We start from the raw sequence: 15,414 nt of genomic DNA, 5'->3' as shown, positions 1-15,414 counted from the left end.
CGTCGGCGGCATGACGTGCGCCGCGTGCGTCGGGCGGGTGGAGCGCAAGCTCGGCAAGCTGGCGGGCGTCACGGCCACGGTGAACCTCGCCACCGGACGGGCCAGCGTCGAGCACGGCCCGGACGTGCCCGTCGCGACGCTGCTGGCGACCGTCGAGAAGGCCGGCTACCGCGCCGGCCTGCCCACCGCCGAGCCGCCGGCCGCCGACCCCGTACGCGACCTGCGCAGGCGGTTCGCGGTCGCGCTGCTGCTCTTCATCCCGGTCGCCGACGTCTCGCTGGCGCTCTCGCTCGTGCCCGGGCTCCGGTTCCCCGGCTGGGAGGTGGTTGTCGCCGCGCTGGCGCTGCCGGTCGTCGGGTGGGCGGCGTGGCCGTTCCACCGCGCCGCGCTGGTCAACCTGCGCCACGGCACGACGACGATGGACACGCTGGTGTCGGTCGGGGTCGTCGCGGCGAGCGGGTGGTCGCTGGCGAACCTCGCGACGGGTGAGGTCGCCACCGCGACGGGATGGGCCGCCGTGCTGCACCCGAGCGGACCGCTATACCTGGAGGTGGCCGCGGGCGTCACGACGTTCGTGCTGGCCGGGCGCTACTTCGAGGCCCGGGCCCGGCGCGGCGCGGCCGGCGTCATGCGGTCGCTCGCGCTGCTGCGCAGCGACGAGGTCACCGTCCTCGACGAGGACGGCGGCGAGCGCACGCTGCCGACGGACCTCCTGCGGGCCGGCGACCTGTTCCTCGTCCGGCCCGGTGAGCGGGTCGCCACCGACGGCACGGTCGTCGACGGCGTGGCCGCGGTCGACACGAGCGCGATGACGGGCGAGCCGGTGCCGGCGGAGGTGGCGGCGGGCGACGAGGTCACCGGCGGCACCATCGCGACCGGTGGGCGGCTCGTCGTCCGTGCCGACACCGTCGGAGCCGACACGCGGCTGGCCAGGATGCTGCGTGCCGTCGAGCAGGCGCAGGTGCAGAAGTCTGCGGCGCAGCGGCTGGTCGACCGGGTCTCCGCGGTGTTCGTGCCGGTCGTTCTCGGGGTTGCCGCCGCGACGCTGGCCGGTTGGCTGCTCGCGGGCGCCACCACGCACGACGCCGTCGCCGCGGCGCTCTCGGTCGTCGTGATCGCGTGCCCGTGCGCATTGGGGCTCGCGACGCCCACCGCGCTGATGGTTGCTGCCGGCCGCGGCGCCGAGCTGGGGATATTCCTGAAGGGCCACCGCGCGCTGGAGGCCGTGCGCGCTGTGGACACCGTTGTGCTCGACAAGACCGGCACGCTGACCACCGGCCGGATGTCGGTCGTCGCGCTGGCCTGCGTGGACGGCGTCGCGGAGGCCGAGCTGCTGCGCCTCGCGGCGGCCGTGGAGCGTGCATCGGAGCACCCGATCGCCCGCGCGATCGTCCAGCGGGCGGGCGGGGAGCTGCCGTCGGTCCCGGACGTCGCGGACTTCGAGGCGATGCCGGGCCTCGGCGCGCGCGGGACGGTCGAGGGACGCGCCGTTGTGGTCGGCAGGGTCGACGAAGCGCTCCTCGATGACGACCTGCGGGCGGCGACGGGCGGGTGGGCCGCCGCGGGGCGCACGACCGTCGGCGTGACAGTCGACGGTCGGATCGCCGGCGCGATCGCACTGGCCGACCCGCTCGCGCCCAGCGCTGCGGGCGCCGTCGCCGCGCTGCGCGCGCGGGGCCTGCAGCCGGTGCTCGTGACTGGTGACGGGCCGGCGCCCGCGCACGCCGTCGCCGCTGCCGTCGGGATCACCGAGGTGATCGCGCGGGCGATGCCGGACGGCAAGGTCGCCGAGATCCGCAGGCTGCAGGCGCAGGGGCGGCGCGTGGCGATGGTCGGCGACGGCGTCAACGACGCGGCCGCGCTTGCCGCGGCCGACCTCGGCATCGCGGTCGGCGCGGGCGCGGATGTGGCGCTCGACGCCGCCGACGTCGTGCTCGTCCGCGACGACCTGCGGCTGCTGCCCGCCGCCGTCGACCTTGCACGAGCCACGCTCGGCACCATCCGCGGCAACCTCGCCTGGGCGTTCGGCTACAACCTCGCCGCCGTCCCGCTCGCCGCGGCCGGCCTGCTCAACCCGCTCGTCGCCGGCGCGGCGATGGCGCTCTCGTCGCTCCTCGTCGTCACCAACAGCCTCCGCCTGCGCCACGCGGCCGTCGACAACGACGTTCTTGCTGTTGTTAGCGCTCACAAACAGCCATGACGTCGTTGTCGACGGTTACGCGCGGGTGCGGGCCAGATCGGCGAGCATCGCGTTGTAGGCCGTCAGGTCGGCGTCGCCGTCGCGGTCGGCCTTGCGGTCGTGGCGTGCGGCGTCGCGCGCGTCCTCCCGCGACCACTGCACCAGCAGCACGATGACGACGACGAGCATCGGCAGCTCACCGGTCGCCCACGCGATCCCGCCGCCGATCCGCTGGTCGGTGAGCAGGTGCAGGCCGGGCAGCGCGATCGAGCGGTAGAAGTCGGAGCCGAGCACGGAGTCGGCGCTCATCAGCGCGACGCCGAAGAACGCGTGGAACGGCATGGACGCCAGCAGCACCGCGAGCCGGCCGATCGACGGCAGCCGCACCGGCGCCCTGTCGACCCCGATCAGCGGCCAGAAGAACACGTACCCGACGGCCAGGATGTGCACGAACATCAGCTGGTGCGCCCAGTGGTAGCGCAAGGTCGTGTCGAAGATCGGGGTGAAGTAGAGCACGTAGAACGACCCGACGAACACGATCATGGCCGGCACCGGGTGGGTCGCGAACCGCGCGAGCGGCGAGGCGAGCGCGGCGACGATCCACTCCCGCGGGCCGCTCCCCTGCCGGGACGGCGCCAGCGCGCGCAGCGCGAGCGTCACCGCGCCGCCGAGCGCGAGCAGCACGGGCGCGAGCATCCCGATCATCATGTGGCCGATCATGTGCACGCTGAACTGGGCGGACCCGTACCGCCCGAGCCCCGACGACGTGGCGAGCAGGACGATCAGCCAGCCCAGCACCCACACCGTGGTCCGCCCGACCGGCCAGGCGTCGCCGCGGCGCCGCAGCACCCGCACGCCGTGCAGGTACAGCCCGACGGCGATCCCGGCGATCGTGCAGAACACCAGGTTGGGCCGCCAGTCGAGCAGCAGCCGGGCCGCCGTGGCCGGGCCGGCGACGTCGAACCCGATGAGGGCCTGCCCGATGGTGTCGGGCGGCCCGTACATCCGCGGCGGCACGGCGTTCGCCTGCGCCGCCGAGAGCGCCGTGACCAGCAACGACCCGGCCAGCGCGAGCCGCGGCGACCGCCAGCACGCCGCGACGGCGCAGGCCACCACGAGCTGCGCGGCCAGCAGCAGCCCCCACGGCGTGTCCAGCGCGGGCGTGCCGCCGGTCTGCACGAACCAGAACACGACGGTGCCCGCGACCCACGCCGCACCGCACAGCGCCAGCAGCACTGCCCGCCGCCGCGGCGCGTAGGGCCGCAGCACGAGCGGGACGAGCAGCGTCCCGGTCCACACGACCGCGGCGACGGTCCGCACGACCGAGGCGTCGGTGCCCCAGTCGTGGTCGGCGCCCGCGATCGACCAGCTAGCCGCATTCGGCGCCGTCATCGCCAGCGCGGCCAGCACGGCGAGCGCGGCAACGGGGCGCCACCGCACCGTCGCGCAGCAGCCCGCCGCCACCACCAGCAGCGCAGCGGCGGTGACCAGCCACCCGACCGGCTCCTCCAGCGCCGCGTACTCCCCGATCAGCCCGGCCACGCCGAGCACGTCGGTGACGGCGCTGCCGGTCAGGTCGGCCGCGACGAGCACGGCCTGCCCGAGCGCTGCAACCGCGCCGACGGCGGCCGTCCACCGCGCCAACCGCACGGCGCGGTAGCCGTCGACGTCCAGCACGCCGGAGCGCTGGTGCGGCGCGAACACCACGGCGTAGAGCAGGACGCCCGCGGTCAGCGCCGCGCTGAGCTGCGCGACCGTCCGGTTCGCCGCGAGCAGCCCGCGCAGCGCCTCCGGCGCGACCGGGATGCCGACCCGCTCGTAGAGCCCGCTGTCCGGCACCGCCACCGCGGCCGCGACCAGCGCTGATGCGGAGAGCGCGGTGATCAGCCATGCACGATTCACACGGAGGTGGTCGTGATGCGCCCTCTCGTGGTTCCCTGAAGCCGACCTTGATCGACCAGACTGTCGACACACCGGACGAAAGGGACGTAAGTGAACGTCACCAGAGCCGTCGTCACCGGTGCGGCGGGCGGCATCGGCCGCGCGCTCGCCACCGCACTGCGGGCCGGTGGTGCCGACGTAGTGCTGGCCGACGTCGACGAGTCCGCGCTCGGCGCGGCTGCTGCCGAGCTGCAAGGCACGGCCGTCCGCACCGACGTTAGCGACCCCGCGGCGGTCGAGGCGCTCGGCGCCGCGGCCGGCGACGTGCAGCTGGTCTGCCTGAACGCCGGGATCGTCGGCGCGGACGTCGGGCTGCCGTGGGAGGTCGGCGCGGCCGACTGGGACCGCGTGTTCGCCGTGAACGTCGGCGGCGTGGTGAACGGCCTGCGCACGTTCGTCCCGCGCCTGCTCGCGAGCGGGCAGCCCGCCCACATCCTCATCACGGCGTCGCTCGCCGGGCTGGCGACGTTCCCGGTCGGTGGCGCGTACGCGGCGTCGAAGCACGCGGTGGTCGCCGTCGCGGAGCAGGCGGCGCTCGGGCTGGCCGACACACCCGTCGGGGTGACGATGCTCGCTCCCGCTCTCGTGCGCACCGGTATGTCGCAGGACGGCGAGGACCCGGCCGACATCGCCGCCGAGGCGCTCGCGGCGATCGACGCCGGCCGGTTCGGCGTGATCCCCGGCGAATGGCACCGCGAGATCGTCCGTCGCGGCGAGCGACTGGCGGCCGGAGAGCAGCCGCTGATGCCCTCTCCAGGCTGACCGCAAACATCCTTGACTGCGGAGATCGGGTGAATTCCCGGCCCTCGCGGCGCGAGCCGGACACAGAACGGTGGCCGGGTGCTGGATTGTCATCCCAGTTGGGCACGTCGGTACGGGGGCAGGGTGATCAGGCGAGGTCGGGGTTGGTTGCCCTGGGTGGTGGCGACGGTGCTGATCGGCACCGGCGCCGCGCTGGTCGTCGTCTCCGAGATGGACGCGCACAACGCCGCGTTCGTCCCGCCGCCGGTCGAGCTGCGGGTGGCCATCAGCCCCGCTGACGCGAGCACCGGGGTCGTCCCGGCCGAGCCCATCCGGGTCGACGTCATGGGCGGGACGCTCGCCGACGTCGCCGTCACGTCCGAGGACGGGAAGGTACTGCCCGGCGGCCTCTCCACCGACGGGCAGACCTGGCTCGCGACGCAGAAGCCCGCGTTCGGCACCACCTACCGCCTCACCGCCACCGGGATCGGCGAGACCGGCCCGCAGCCGATCTCCAGCACGTTCACGACGGTCGCCCCGAAACGCCTGGTCAAGGCCACGTCCAACATCGGCGACGGGGACGTCGTCGGTGTCGCGGCGCCCATCGAGATCCGGTTCGACCGGCGCATCCCGGAGGCGGACCGCGCCGCGGCCGAGAAGGCGCTGGCAGTGCAGACCTCGGTGCCCGTCACCGGCTCGTGGGGATGGCTGCCCGACAACGACTGGGAGACCGGCTCGCGGGTGCATTGGCGGCCTGCGACGTACTGGCCCGCCGGCACCACCGTGACCGTCATGGCCGACACCCGCGGGGTCGACCTCGGGGCGGCCGGCTTCGGCTCCAACGACCTCGGGACGACGTTCAGCATCGGGCGCTCGCAGATCGTGAAGGCCGATGTCACCTCGCACCGCATGGTCGTGGTGCGCGACGGCCAGGTGGTCAGCGACCTCCCCGCGAGCTACGGGCTGGAGGCGGACGCCCGGCGGGTCACCCGCAACGGCACCCACATCGTGATGAGCAAGTCCCCGTCGGTCCTGATGACCAACCCCACGTTCGACTACGAGAACGTGCTGATGCACTGGGCCGTGCGGATCTCCAACAACGGCGAGTTCATCCACGCCAACCCGGCGTCGGGTTGGGCGCAGGGCCGCAGCAACGTCACGCACGGGTGCGTCAACCTCTCGACCGCCAACGCACGGGCGTACTACGACACCGCGATCTACGGCGACCCGGTCGAGGTCACCGGCAGCACGGTGCCGATGACCCGCGCCGACGGCGACGTCTACGACTGGGCGATCCCGTGGGAGCAGTGGCAGACCATGTCGGCGCTCGACGACAAGTAAGGGGACCCGTGCCAGACCTGCGCACATTCGATCTGCGGATGGCGGCGGTGGGGCCGGTCAACCCGATGCCGCCGGTCGCGGGGATGCTCGACCCGCCGTACGCGCTCGACCTCACCGAGGCCTCGCCGGCGGTCCGCCGGGGAGCGGAGTACGGGCGCGTGCGCACGGTGCTGCCGTACCTGCTGCAGGACGGCTACGGTCGCGCGCCCGTCCCGACCGGCGTGCCGGCCGTCGAGCTGGCGAACGAGCGGCTGCGGGCGACGTTCCTGCCGACGCTCGGCGGCCGGCTGTGGTCGCTCGTCGACCTCGACGCCGGACGGGAGCTGCTGCACCGCCCGGACGTGCTCCAGCCGGCCAACCTCGGGCTGCGCGGCGCGTGGTTCGCCGGGGGTGTCGAGTGGAACATCGGGACCCGCGGCCACAGCCCGCTGACCTGCGACCCGCTGCACGCCGCTGCGCTCGAACGGCCGGACGGCACGCAGGTGCTGCGGATGTGGGAGTACGAGCGGATGCGCGGGGTCGTCTTCCACGTCGACGCGTGGCTCCCGGCCGGGTCGCCTGCGCTGTTCGTCGGGGTCGGGATCACCAACCCCAACCCGGCTGTCGTCCCGATGTACTGGTGGTCCAACACAGCGGTCCCGGAGACGTCGTCGCTGGTCGTGCGGGCGCCGGCCACCAGCGCGTACCGGACGTCGTACAGCGGGGCGCTGGAACGGGTGCCGGTAGGAGACATGATCCCGGCACAGGAGCCGGCCGCGGCCGACTACTTCTACGAGATCGCCGACGACGAGCCGCAGCCGTGGATCGAGGCGCGGGAGCCGGACGGATCGGGGCTGGTGCAGCGCTCGACCGCTTTGCTGCGCGGCCGCAAGCTCTTCTGCTGGGGAGCCACGACGGGCGGGCGGCGGTGGCAGGACTGGCTGGCCGGCGAGCCGTACTGCGAGATCCAGGCCGGGCTCGCGTGCACGCAGTACGAGCACGTGCCGATGCCCGCGGGGGCGACCTGGCGGTGGGTGGAGTCGTACGGACCGGCCACCACCGATGATCTCGACGACCAGCTCGCGGCGTTCACGGCGAGCGCGGATCTCCCGGTCGGTCCGTCCTTGTGCACCGGCAGCGGCTGGGGCGCGTTGGAGGAGCTGCGCAGGCGGCACGCCGGTGAGCCCTCGCTGGCCGATGCCGGGACGCCCTTCGCCGCCTCGACCCTCGGGGCGGACCAGGCCCCGTGGGAGGCGCTGATCACCGGCGGCGCGCTGCCACCCGACCCGCCGGTCTCCTACGTCACGGGCGAGGGCTGGCGCTCGCTGCTGGCGGCTGCGGCGCCGCGATCGTGGGCGACGAGCTACCACCTCGGGGTGATGGCGCACGCCGACGGCGACCTCGTGGCGGCGGGCCGGCACTACCGGAATTCGATCGCCGCGCAGGCCACGCCGTGGGCGCAGCGGGCGCTCGGAGTGCTCGACGGCGACCCCGACCTGGTTGTCGCCGCCCACACCGCGCTGCCCGACGTATGGCAGCTGGCCGTGGAGGCGATGGCCGCGCTGGTGGCCGCGGACCGTCCGGCCGAGGCGCTGCGGCTCGTCGACGCCCTACCCGTGGATGTGCGAGCCCGGGGCCGGATCCGGCTGGGCGAAGCGCTTGCCGCCGTCGCCGCGGGTGAGCGGGATCGCGCGGCGGCGCTGCTGCGCGACGGCATCGAGGTCGACGACCTGCGTGAAGGCGAGGTCAGCCTCGACCGGCTGTGGGAGGCCGCCTGCCCCGACGAACCGCTCCCCGCCCGCTACGACTTCCGCATGAAGCCCCAGGACGGCTGACCCGCCGCCCACGCGACTCGGGGCCACCCCGCGCGCGAGTCGGAGGTGGGCGGGCGGGTGAGTCGCGCGGTCCGGAGCGGCGAGTCGCCACCTCCGGCACGGTGAGTCGACACCTCCGGCACGGTGAGTCGACACCTCCGGCACGGCGAGTCGACACCTCCGGCACGGCGAGTCGACACCTCCGGCACGGCGAGTCGACACCTCCGGCACGGTGAGTCGACACCTCCGGCACGGCGAGTCCCACGTCTCGGCCGGCGAGTCCCACGTCTCGGCAGGCGAGTCCCACGTCTCGGCAGGCGAGTCCCACGTCTCGGTGGGCCCCACCACCTCCGAGAGTCGGGGCCACGCAATGCGCGAGTCGGGGAGCGGGTCAGCCGGCGGTGCGCTGGAGCCGGAGGAAGGCGGACGCGCCGAACATGCGCTCCTGGATCGACCACTGGAGCTTCGAGAAGTAGCGCTTCGCCTCGTCGGCGCCGATCAACTCCGGCCGGGTCACGAGGTGGTCGGCGCCCTTCCACCGCAGCGTGCACCCGCCGGCGGCGAGCACGTTGCGCGCCCAGTTCGTGCCCGGCCCGAACGGGAGCGTGATCACGAAGACGTCGTTCGTGGTCATCACCGCAACCGGTACCGACAGGTCCCGACCCGACTTGCGGCCGCGGTGGTGCACCACCGCCCAAAGCGGGACGAACGGCCGTCCCGCCAGCGCCAGCGCGATCGGGCTGGTCACCTTCGCCATCCACCACGAGCGGCTGCTCGGCGCGATCTGCGTTGTTGTCGTCATGCCGACCATGGTCGGCCGCGGGGAGGTGCCGCACATCCCCGGCCTCCGGTGCCTCGTATGACGGAATTCCGTCAGGCCAGGCCGCGGCGCAGCGCGTACGCGGCCGCGTCGGCCCGGCCGCGGGCGCCGATCTTGCGGTAGAGGTTGGTCGTGTGCCGCTCGACGGTGTGCACTGTGATGCCCAGCGTCCGCGCGATCTCCGTGTTGGAGTCGCCGGCGGCCAGCAGCCGCAGCACGTCCAGCTCACGGGGTGTCACGCGCTCGCCGGGCGGCGACGGCGCGGCCGCCGGGCGACTGATCTTCCCGGTGGTCACGTACCGCGCCAGCAGCCCGACGTCGGTGCGCGCCTCCCCCAACAGCAACGTCGGCGACGATCCGTCGAGCTCGACGAGCTGGCCGCGCGGTAGCGCGTCGGCCAGCCGCCGCGACACCTCGACGGGGATCTGCCGCTCGCCCTGCCGGTGGATCACCAGCGTGGGCGCCAGGACGTCCCGCAGCAGCGCGGTGACATCGATCTCCAGCGCCGCCTCCAGCCACGCTTTGGCGACGGCCGGTGCGACAGCCGTCCGGAACGACTCCGCCATCAACCGCCCCGACTCCCCCGCCGTCCAGCCCAGCCAGGCGTGCGCGGCGGTGTCGACGAACAGGTCCCAGTCCTGGTCGAGCAGCGAGAACAGCGCCTGGTTCTCCACCGCCGCGACCATGTCCCGCATCCGGGCAGCCGCTCCGAACAGCGCCAGCCGCTCCACGCGGTGCGGATGCTTCGCCGCGAACGCCATCGCGGTGGTCGACGAGTGGTAGTAGCCGAGCAGCGACGTCGCTTCGAGCCCGGCGGCGTCGACGACGGCCTCCAGGTCGCGCGTGTGGGCGTCGAGCCCGAGATCATGCAGGTCGACCCGGCGGTCGGAGCTGCCCATCCCGCGGGCGTCGTAGAGCACGAGCCGGACCGAACGGGCGAGCTCGAGGTAGGCCGTACGCAGCTCGGGGACCCGCCACTGGGCCATCATGTTGCCCAGCGACGGGAGCCAGACGAGCGCGGGCCCGCTGCCCAGCACCTGGTAGGCGATCGTCACACCGTCGCTGGTGCGGGTGTACTGCAGTTCCGGCCCGTCCTCCACGCCACCAGTCTCCCGTTGACAACGACGTTGTGGCTGCTCGGGGCACCCCGCAACAGCCACAACGTCGTTGTCGACGCTCAGGCGAGCGTGCGCACCGTCACGTCCCACAGCTGCGCGGCGGCGTCCTCGTCGAGCGCGTAGGCCGCAACACCCGTGCGCGTGCCCGGCTCGTTCGGCAGGGCCTCGTTGCAGTCGTCGAAGTAGCGCCCGCCGATCCCTTCGAGCAGCGGTGAGGTCGCCAGCAACACGGACGTCGCTGCGCCCTGCTCCGGTGTCTTCCAGACGATGTCGGAGCTTCCCATCCGGGCCCGCATCCGCTCGATCTCCTCCATGCTCACGTACCGCTGCAGGTTGGTGCGGATGCCTCCGGGCATGAGGGCGTTGGCGGTGATGCCGTCGTCGGCCCAGCGCTTGGTCGCCTCGACGGCGAACAGGATGTTGGCCGTCTTCGACTGCCCGTACGCCGACCACGGCTCGTACTCGCGCTCGGTGAAGTGGATGTCGGAGAAGACGATCGGCGACCGCAGGTGCCCGCTGGAGCTGACGGAGACGATCCGCGCGCCACCGGCCGCGGTGAGCGCCCTGTGCAGGCCGGTGGCCAGCTGGAAGTGCCCGAAGTGGTTGGTCGCGAACTGCAGCTCCCAGCCCTCCGGGGTGCGCGTCTCCGGCGCCGCCATCACCCCGGCGTTGTTGACGAGGATGTGCAGCGGGCCGTCCCAGGCGGCGACGAACCCGGCCACGGACGCCCGGTCGGTGAGGTCGAGCGACGCGACCTGGATCTTGCTGTTGCCCGTGGTGGCGACGATGTCGTCGGCCGTCGCCTTGCCGGCGTCGAGGTTGCGCACGGCGAGCGTCACTTCGGCGCCCGCAGCGGCCAGCGCACGCGCGGTCTCGATGCCGATGCCCGACGCGGCACCGGTCACGACCGCCCGCTTGCCGCCGAGATCGATGCCTGCGACGACCTCTGCCGCCGTGGAGCTCCGGTCGAACGGTGTGGTGATGCGAGTTGACGTGGTCATGGTGGTCCTGTCCCCGTACGATGAAGCGGAGGGTCCTCCGTTACGATTTCCAGTTAAGCGGAGTGCCCTCCGGATATCAAGCCGTACGCTCTCCTCGTCACATTCGAGGCGATCGGGGAACAGATGGGAGGACCGGTGACAAGCACGCGACCCCTGCGGGCCGACGCGAAGCGCAACCGCGAGCGACTGCTCGAGGCCGCCGTCAGCGCGTTCACCCAAGGCGACCCCGACGTCACGATGGAAGCCATCGCGAAGGAGGCCGGCGTCGGCATCGGCACGCTGTACCGCCACTTCCCGACCCGCGACGCGCTCGTCGAGGCAACCTACCGCAACCAGCTCAGCCGCCTGTGCGACGCCGCCGACGACCTCGCACGCACCGAGGAACCCGCCGCGGCGCTGCGCGCGTGGCTGGACCGCTTCGTCGACTACATGACCACCAAACGCGGCATGGCCGAGGCACTGCGCGCCCTCATCGCGTCGGGCGGCAACCCGTTCGCCGAGAGCCGCGCCCGGCTCGTCGGCGCGATCACCACGCTGCTCGACGCCGGAATCGCCGCGGGCGCCATCCGCTCCGACGTCGCTCCGGGCGACGTCCTCACCAGCCTCAGCGGGATCTCCCTCGCCGCCGGCGAGCCGGCGCAGCGCGAGCAGGCCGGCCGCCTCCTCGACCTGCTGATGGACGGCCTCCGGTACCGCGCGTAGCTCCGCTGGTGACCAACCCCGGCTCGTCGGGGTTGGTCCTGAGGAGGGCAGGAAAGCCACTCTCCTGCCCTGTGCGGGCCGGAAAGTGGCTTTCCTGCCCTCCCCTACGCCCTGCCTGGCTACAGCACTGTGGCCCCGTCGAACACCAGCGGACGCCAGCTGGCCGCCCCCTGGCTGCCGTGCACGGGGTCGACGCCGACCAGCGGGACACCGCCGACGTCGCACCACTGGTGCCGGGCCGCACGGTCGACCGTCAGCACGCCGGTGAACGCGGCCGGGAACCTGGCCGGATCCCACGGCGCGGCCTGGCTGTGCCCGTGCACCTGGGCGAACGGCGGCGCCGTTCCCTTCTCGGTCAGGCGCGCGAGCCACGACGCGTAGAGCTCCGGGCCGGCGGCCGCCCAGACCGGCCCGGACCACCGGTTGACCTGGCCGTCGAGCTTGACCCCGGGCGCCCAGAACCGCATGTCGCCGGAGGTCGCCAGCGCGGTGACGGCCGCCGCGGCCGCCGGCGCACCCTGCGGCCTGCGCAGCACGTCGCGCCAGAACTCCGCGGTCACGCCGCCGTGCACGACGAGCCACTCGCGCCCGCCGCCGTCGACGAACGCCGCCGCGGGTCGCATCCGCCCGCTCGCCCACCAGCGCCGCAGCAGCTCCGCGTCATCTGCGCCGATCGGCTCGGGCCAGCGGAACACCGGACGGTCGACGTAGAGCTGTTCGTGGTTGCCCACCAGCTGGATCCACTGCCGCGGTTGCTCGCGCAGCGCCCGGTCCACCAACCGCAATACACCCGGACTGTCCGGCCCTCGGTGGACGAGGTCGCCGACCTGGATCACCACGAGGTCGTCCGGGAGCGTCACCCCGTCGCCCTCGACGGTGGCCCCCAGCTCACGCAGCGCAGTGACCAGCAGGTTCAGGTGGCCACCGACGTCACCGATGACGGCGACGCGGCTCACGCCACACGTCCCAGCCGCGCACGCCACCAGTCGGCCCGTCGCGCGTCACGCTGCTCGAAGCGGTCGAGGAGATCGGGATCCGGCACCGGTGGCGTTCGCGGGACGGGCAGGTAGCCGTCAGCCGGACGCAGTGCCTCACCGGCGGGCACGACGTCGCCGTCGAGCAGCGAGAGCGTGCCGAGCCCGCACGCGAACTCCAGCGTGGGCAACGCGGCGGCGAGCGCGACCTGCGCCGCCAGCCCGACGCTCGTCTCCAGGGCCGACGACACCACACACGGCAGTCCGGCCGCCTCGGCCACCTGCAGGGAGCGGCGCACCCCGCCCAGCGGCGTGCACTTGATCACCGCGATGTCCGCGGCGCCGGCCACGGCCACCCGCAGCGGGTCGTCGGCGCGGCGGATGGACTCGTCGGCCGCGATCCGCACGTCGACCTTGCGCCGGACGGCCGCCAGCTCCTCGATCGTGCGGCACGGCTGCTCGACGTACTCCAGCCCGCCGGCGGCCACGTCGAGCCGCTTGATCCAGCTCACAGCCGAGTCGACGTCCCACACACCGTTGGCGTCGACCCGGACGGCGCCGGACGGGCCTAGCGCGTCCCGGACGGCCTCCAGGCGGGCGACGTCCTCCGCGAGCGAGTCCTGGTGGTCGGCGACCTTGACCTTCGCCGTGCCGCACCCGGACGCCGTCACGATCGCGTGCGCCCGCTCCGGCGCGACGACGGGCACGGTGCAGTTGACGGGGATGCGATCACGCACCGGCGCCGGCCAGCCGACGGTGCACTGCTCGACCGCGGTCGCCAGCCAGCCGGCCGCCTCGGCGTCGTCGTACTCGGGGAAGGGGCAGAACTCCCCCCAGCCGTTCGGCCCCTCGACCAGCATCCCCTCGCGCACCGTGATGCCACGGAACCGCGTGCTCATCGGGATGGCGTAGACCCGCGCCCCGTCGACGTCGATCGACCGACCTGTTCTTGACACGTCACCCATCGAACACCAGGGGCGGGGAGCGGCGCCGCGCCACTGAGATGCCCGCGTTAGGCACACGAGGGCAGGAAAGCCACTTTCCGGCCCTCACAGGGCAGGAAAGTGGCTTTCCTGCCCTCCCCGAACCCGGGTCGACGACCCGCACGCAGTCACCCCACCCCGCCGCGCACCCCCCGGAGGGCACGGCGTGTGCCAGGAAAGTGGCTTTCCTGGCACCACAGGACAGGAAAGTGGCCTTCCTGGCACCCCCCGGGGCCACCGGGGTAGCCGCGCCTCAGTTCGTCAAGCTCGCGAACATCCCCGGCTCGTAGGAGCCGGCCGGGTTGCGCACGATGACGTTCATGCGGTTCGCAGCGTTGATCAGCGCGACCAGCCCGACCAGCGCCGCGACCTGGTCGTCGTCGTAGTGCTTGCGGACCTGCGCCCAGGTCTCGTCGGAGACACCGTGGTGGTGGTCGGCGAGCCGGGTGCCTTCCTCGGCGAGCGCGAGGGCGGCTCGCTCGGCGTCGGTGAACACGGTCGCCTCACGCCACGCGGCGACCAGGTTGAGCCGCACCGACGACTCTCCGGCGGCCGCGGCGTCCTTGGTGTGCATGTCGACGCAGAAGCCGCAGCCGTTGATCTGGCTGGCCCGCAAGGAGACCAGTTCCTGGGTCGGCTTCGGCAGCGTCGACCCGTCGATCACCAAGCTGGCGGCCACGAACCGCTTCGCGAACTTCGCGGCGAGCTCGTTCCCGAACATGTTGAATCGCGCGTCCATGACGTCGTCCTCACGTTGCTGTGGTGTTGTGTGCTTGACGAACACGAGACGCCGACCGGGGTTCACCTCGTGACATCGCCGGCGCGTGACGTGTGCCATACGGATCGGGTGTCACAGGACGGCGGTGGCCGGCGTCTGGAGGGCGACCCGCGTCGCGAACGAGGAGGAGATCCATGGCTGGCACGGACCCCGCCACCGAGGCGTTCGTCGCCCACCGCAGCCTGCTGTTCACCGTCGCCTACGAGATGCTCGGCTCGGCGGCAGATGCCGAGGACGTGCTGCAGGAGACCTGGCTGCGCTGGGTCGGCGTCGATCTCGACACCGTCCAGTCGCCGCGCGCGTTCCTCGTCCGCATCACCACCCGGCTGGCGTTGACGCGGCTGCGCACGCTCGGCCGCCGCAAGGAGACCTACGTCGGGCCGTGGCTGCCGGAGCCGCTGCTCACGACGCCCGACGTGGCCGAGGACGTCGAGCTCGCCGAGAGCGTCTCCATGGCGATGATGCTGGTGCTGGAGACGCTCGCGCCGACGGAGCGGGCCGTCTTCGTGCTGCGGGAGGTGTTCGACGTGGAGTACGACGACATCGCGGACGCCGTCGACAAGACGCCCGCCGCCGTCCGGCAGATCGCCCACCGGGCGCGGGCGCACGTCGCGGCCCGCCGCCCGCGCGGCACTCCGTCGGCCGCCGAGGCACGTGGTGCGCTCGACGCCTTCCGGCAGGCCGTCGACACCGGCGACCTGCAAGGCCTGCTCGACATCCTCGCCCCCGACGTCGTCCTGCTGGGCGATGGCGGCGGCATCGTGCAGGCCGTGCGTGTACCCGTCGTTGGCGCCGACAAGGTGGCCGCCGTGCTGGCGATGGGACTGAGCCGGATGGCCGAGGCGTCGCTGCTGCCGGCGCAGGTGAACGGCTACCCGGCGCTCGTCCTCCAGTTCGACGGCGAGGTCGACACCGTGCTCGCGCTGCGCATCGACGACGGCCTGGTCACCGGCCTCTACGCCGTGCGCAACCCCGAGAAGCTGTCCCACATGCAGCAGGAGACCGCTCTGCGGCGCTGAACAAGAGCGCTGAACAAGAGCCCT

The 15,414-nt window shown here is 73.2% G+C and carries 13 protein-coding genes; 6 read left to right on the top strand and 7 right to left on the bottom strand.

Annotated elements, in window-relative coordinates:
- The first annotated feature begins 10 nt into the window (after positions 1-10).
- Entirely contained in the window at positions 11-2,200 is a 2,190-nt protein-coding gene (locus LL648_RS12350; RefSeq protein WP_232662721.1) for a heavy metal translocating P-type ATPase, read from the top strand.
- 15 nt (positions 2,201-2,215) lie between these two features.
- Here LL648_RS12350 and LL648_RS45180 read toward each other — a convergent pair whose 3' ends face one another.
- Positions 2,216-4,081, bottom strand: a complete 1,866-nt coding sequence (locus tag LL648_RS45180) for a cytochrome c oxidase assembly protein (RefSeq protein ID WP_232662638.1) — start codon at positions 4,079-4,081, stop codon at positions 2,216-2,218.
- Between the two features lie 90 nt (positions 4,082-4,171).
- Between LL648_RS45180 and LL648_RS12340 the strand changes: the two genes are divergently transcribed.
- The 3 genes from LL648_RS12340 (at position 4,172) to LL648_RS12330 (ending at position 8,016) form a co-directional block, all read left to right on the top strand.
- The gene (locus LL648_RS12340) at positions 4,172-4,882 is read left to right on the top strand and encodes an SDR family NAD(P)-dependent oxidoreductase (protein WP_232662637.1); all 711 of its coding nucleotides are present in this window, start codon (positions 4,172-4,174) and stop codon (positions 4,880-4,882) included.
- A 168-nt stretch (positions 4,883-5,050) separates the two neighbouring features.
- Complete coding sequence (locus tag LL648_RS12335; protein ID WP_232662636.1) at positions 5,051-6,202, top strand: L,D-transpeptidase; 1,152 nt, start codon at positions 5,051-5,053, stop codon at positions 6,200-6,202.
- Positions 6,203-6,240: 38 nt separating this feature from the next.
- Positions 6,241-8,016, top strand: a complete 1,776-nt coding sequence (locus LL648_RS12330; RefSeq protein ID WP_232662635.1) for a DUF5107 domain-containing protein — start codon at positions 6,241-6,243, stop codon at positions 8,014-8,016.
- A gap of 370 nt (positions 8,017-8,386) precedes the next feature.
- On the opposite strand, the gene LL648_RS12325 is transcribed toward LL648_RS12330, so the two are convergent.
- The 3 genes from LL648_RS12325 to LL648_RS12310 form a co-directional block, all read right to left on the bottom strand.
- Positions 8,387-8,797 (bottom strand): hypothetical protein, encoded by a 411-nt coding sequence (locus tag LL648_RS12325; RefSeq protein ID WP_232662634.1) that lies wholly within the window; start codon positions 8,795-8,797, stop codon positions 8,387-8,389.
- A 71-nt stretch (positions 8,798-8,868) separates the two neighbouring features.
- A complete protein-coding gene (locus LL648_RS44840; protein WP_308190305.1) occupies positions 8,869-9,915 on the bottom strand; it encodes an alpha/beta fold hydrolase in 1,047 nt (348 codons plus the stop codon).
- Between the two features lie 77 nt (positions 9,916-9,992).
- The gene (locus tag LL648_RS12310; RefSeq protein ID WP_232662633.1) at positions 9,993-10,934 is read right to left on the bottom strand and encodes an SDR family NAD(P)-dependent oxidoreductase; all 942 of its coding nucleotides are present in this window, start codon (positions 10,932-10,934) and stop codon (positions 9,993-9,995) included.
- Between the two features lie 135 nt (positions 10,935-11,069).
- Between LL648_RS12310 and LL648_RS12305 the strand changes: the two genes are divergently transcribed.
- Positions 11,070-11,636, top strand: a complete 567-nt coding sequence (locus tag LL648_RS12305; protein WP_308190304.1) for a TetR/AcrR family transcriptional regulator — start codon at positions 11,070-11,072, stop codon at positions 11,634-11,636.
- 119 nt (positions 11,637-11,755) lie between these two features.
- Here the strand turns inward: LL648_RS12305 and LL648_RS12300 are convergent, their stop codons facing one another.
- The 3 genes from LL648_RS12300 to LL648_RS12290 form a co-directional block, all read right to left on the bottom strand.
- Positions 11,756-12,592, bottom strand: a complete 837-nt coding sequence (locus LL648_RS12300; protein WP_232662631.1) for a metallophosphoesterase — start codon at positions 12,590-12,592, stop codon at positions 11,756-11,758.
- Positions 12,589-13,566, bottom strand: coding sequence for an o-succinylbenzoate synthase (locus tag LL648_RS12295; protein ID WP_308190303.1), 978 nt, complete (start codon positions 13,564-13,566; stop codon positions 12,589-12,591). The genes LL648_RS12300 and LL648_RS12295 overlap by 4 nt, the downstream gene beginning before the upstream one ends.
- Before the next feature lie 280 nt (positions 13,567-13,846).
- A complete protein-coding gene (locus LL648_RS12290; protein ID WP_232662630.1) occupies positions 13,847-14,332 on the bottom strand; it encodes a carboxymuconolactone decarboxylase family protein in 486 nt (161 codons plus the stop codon).
- 173 nt (positions 14,333-14,505) lie between these two features.
- Between LL648_RS12290 and LL648_RS12285 the strand changes: the two genes are divergently transcribed.
- Positions 14,506-15,390 (top strand): RNA polymerase sigma-70 factor, encoded by an 885-nt coding sequence (locus tag LL648_RS12285; RefSeq protein WP_232662629.1) that lies wholly within the window; start codon positions 14,506-14,508, stop codon positions 15,388-15,390.
- Positions 15,391-15,414: the final 24 nt, after the last annotated feature.

This window comes from Pseudonocardia sp. TRM90224 (assembly GCF_021245725.1).
In the GTDB taxonomy this organism is placed as follows: Bacteria; Actinomycetota; Actinomycetes; order Mycobacteriales; family Pseudonocardiaceae; genus Pseudonocardia.
Note: the sequence above shows the minus strand (reverse complement) of the source record. Positions and strands in the feature narration are given on the sequence as shown.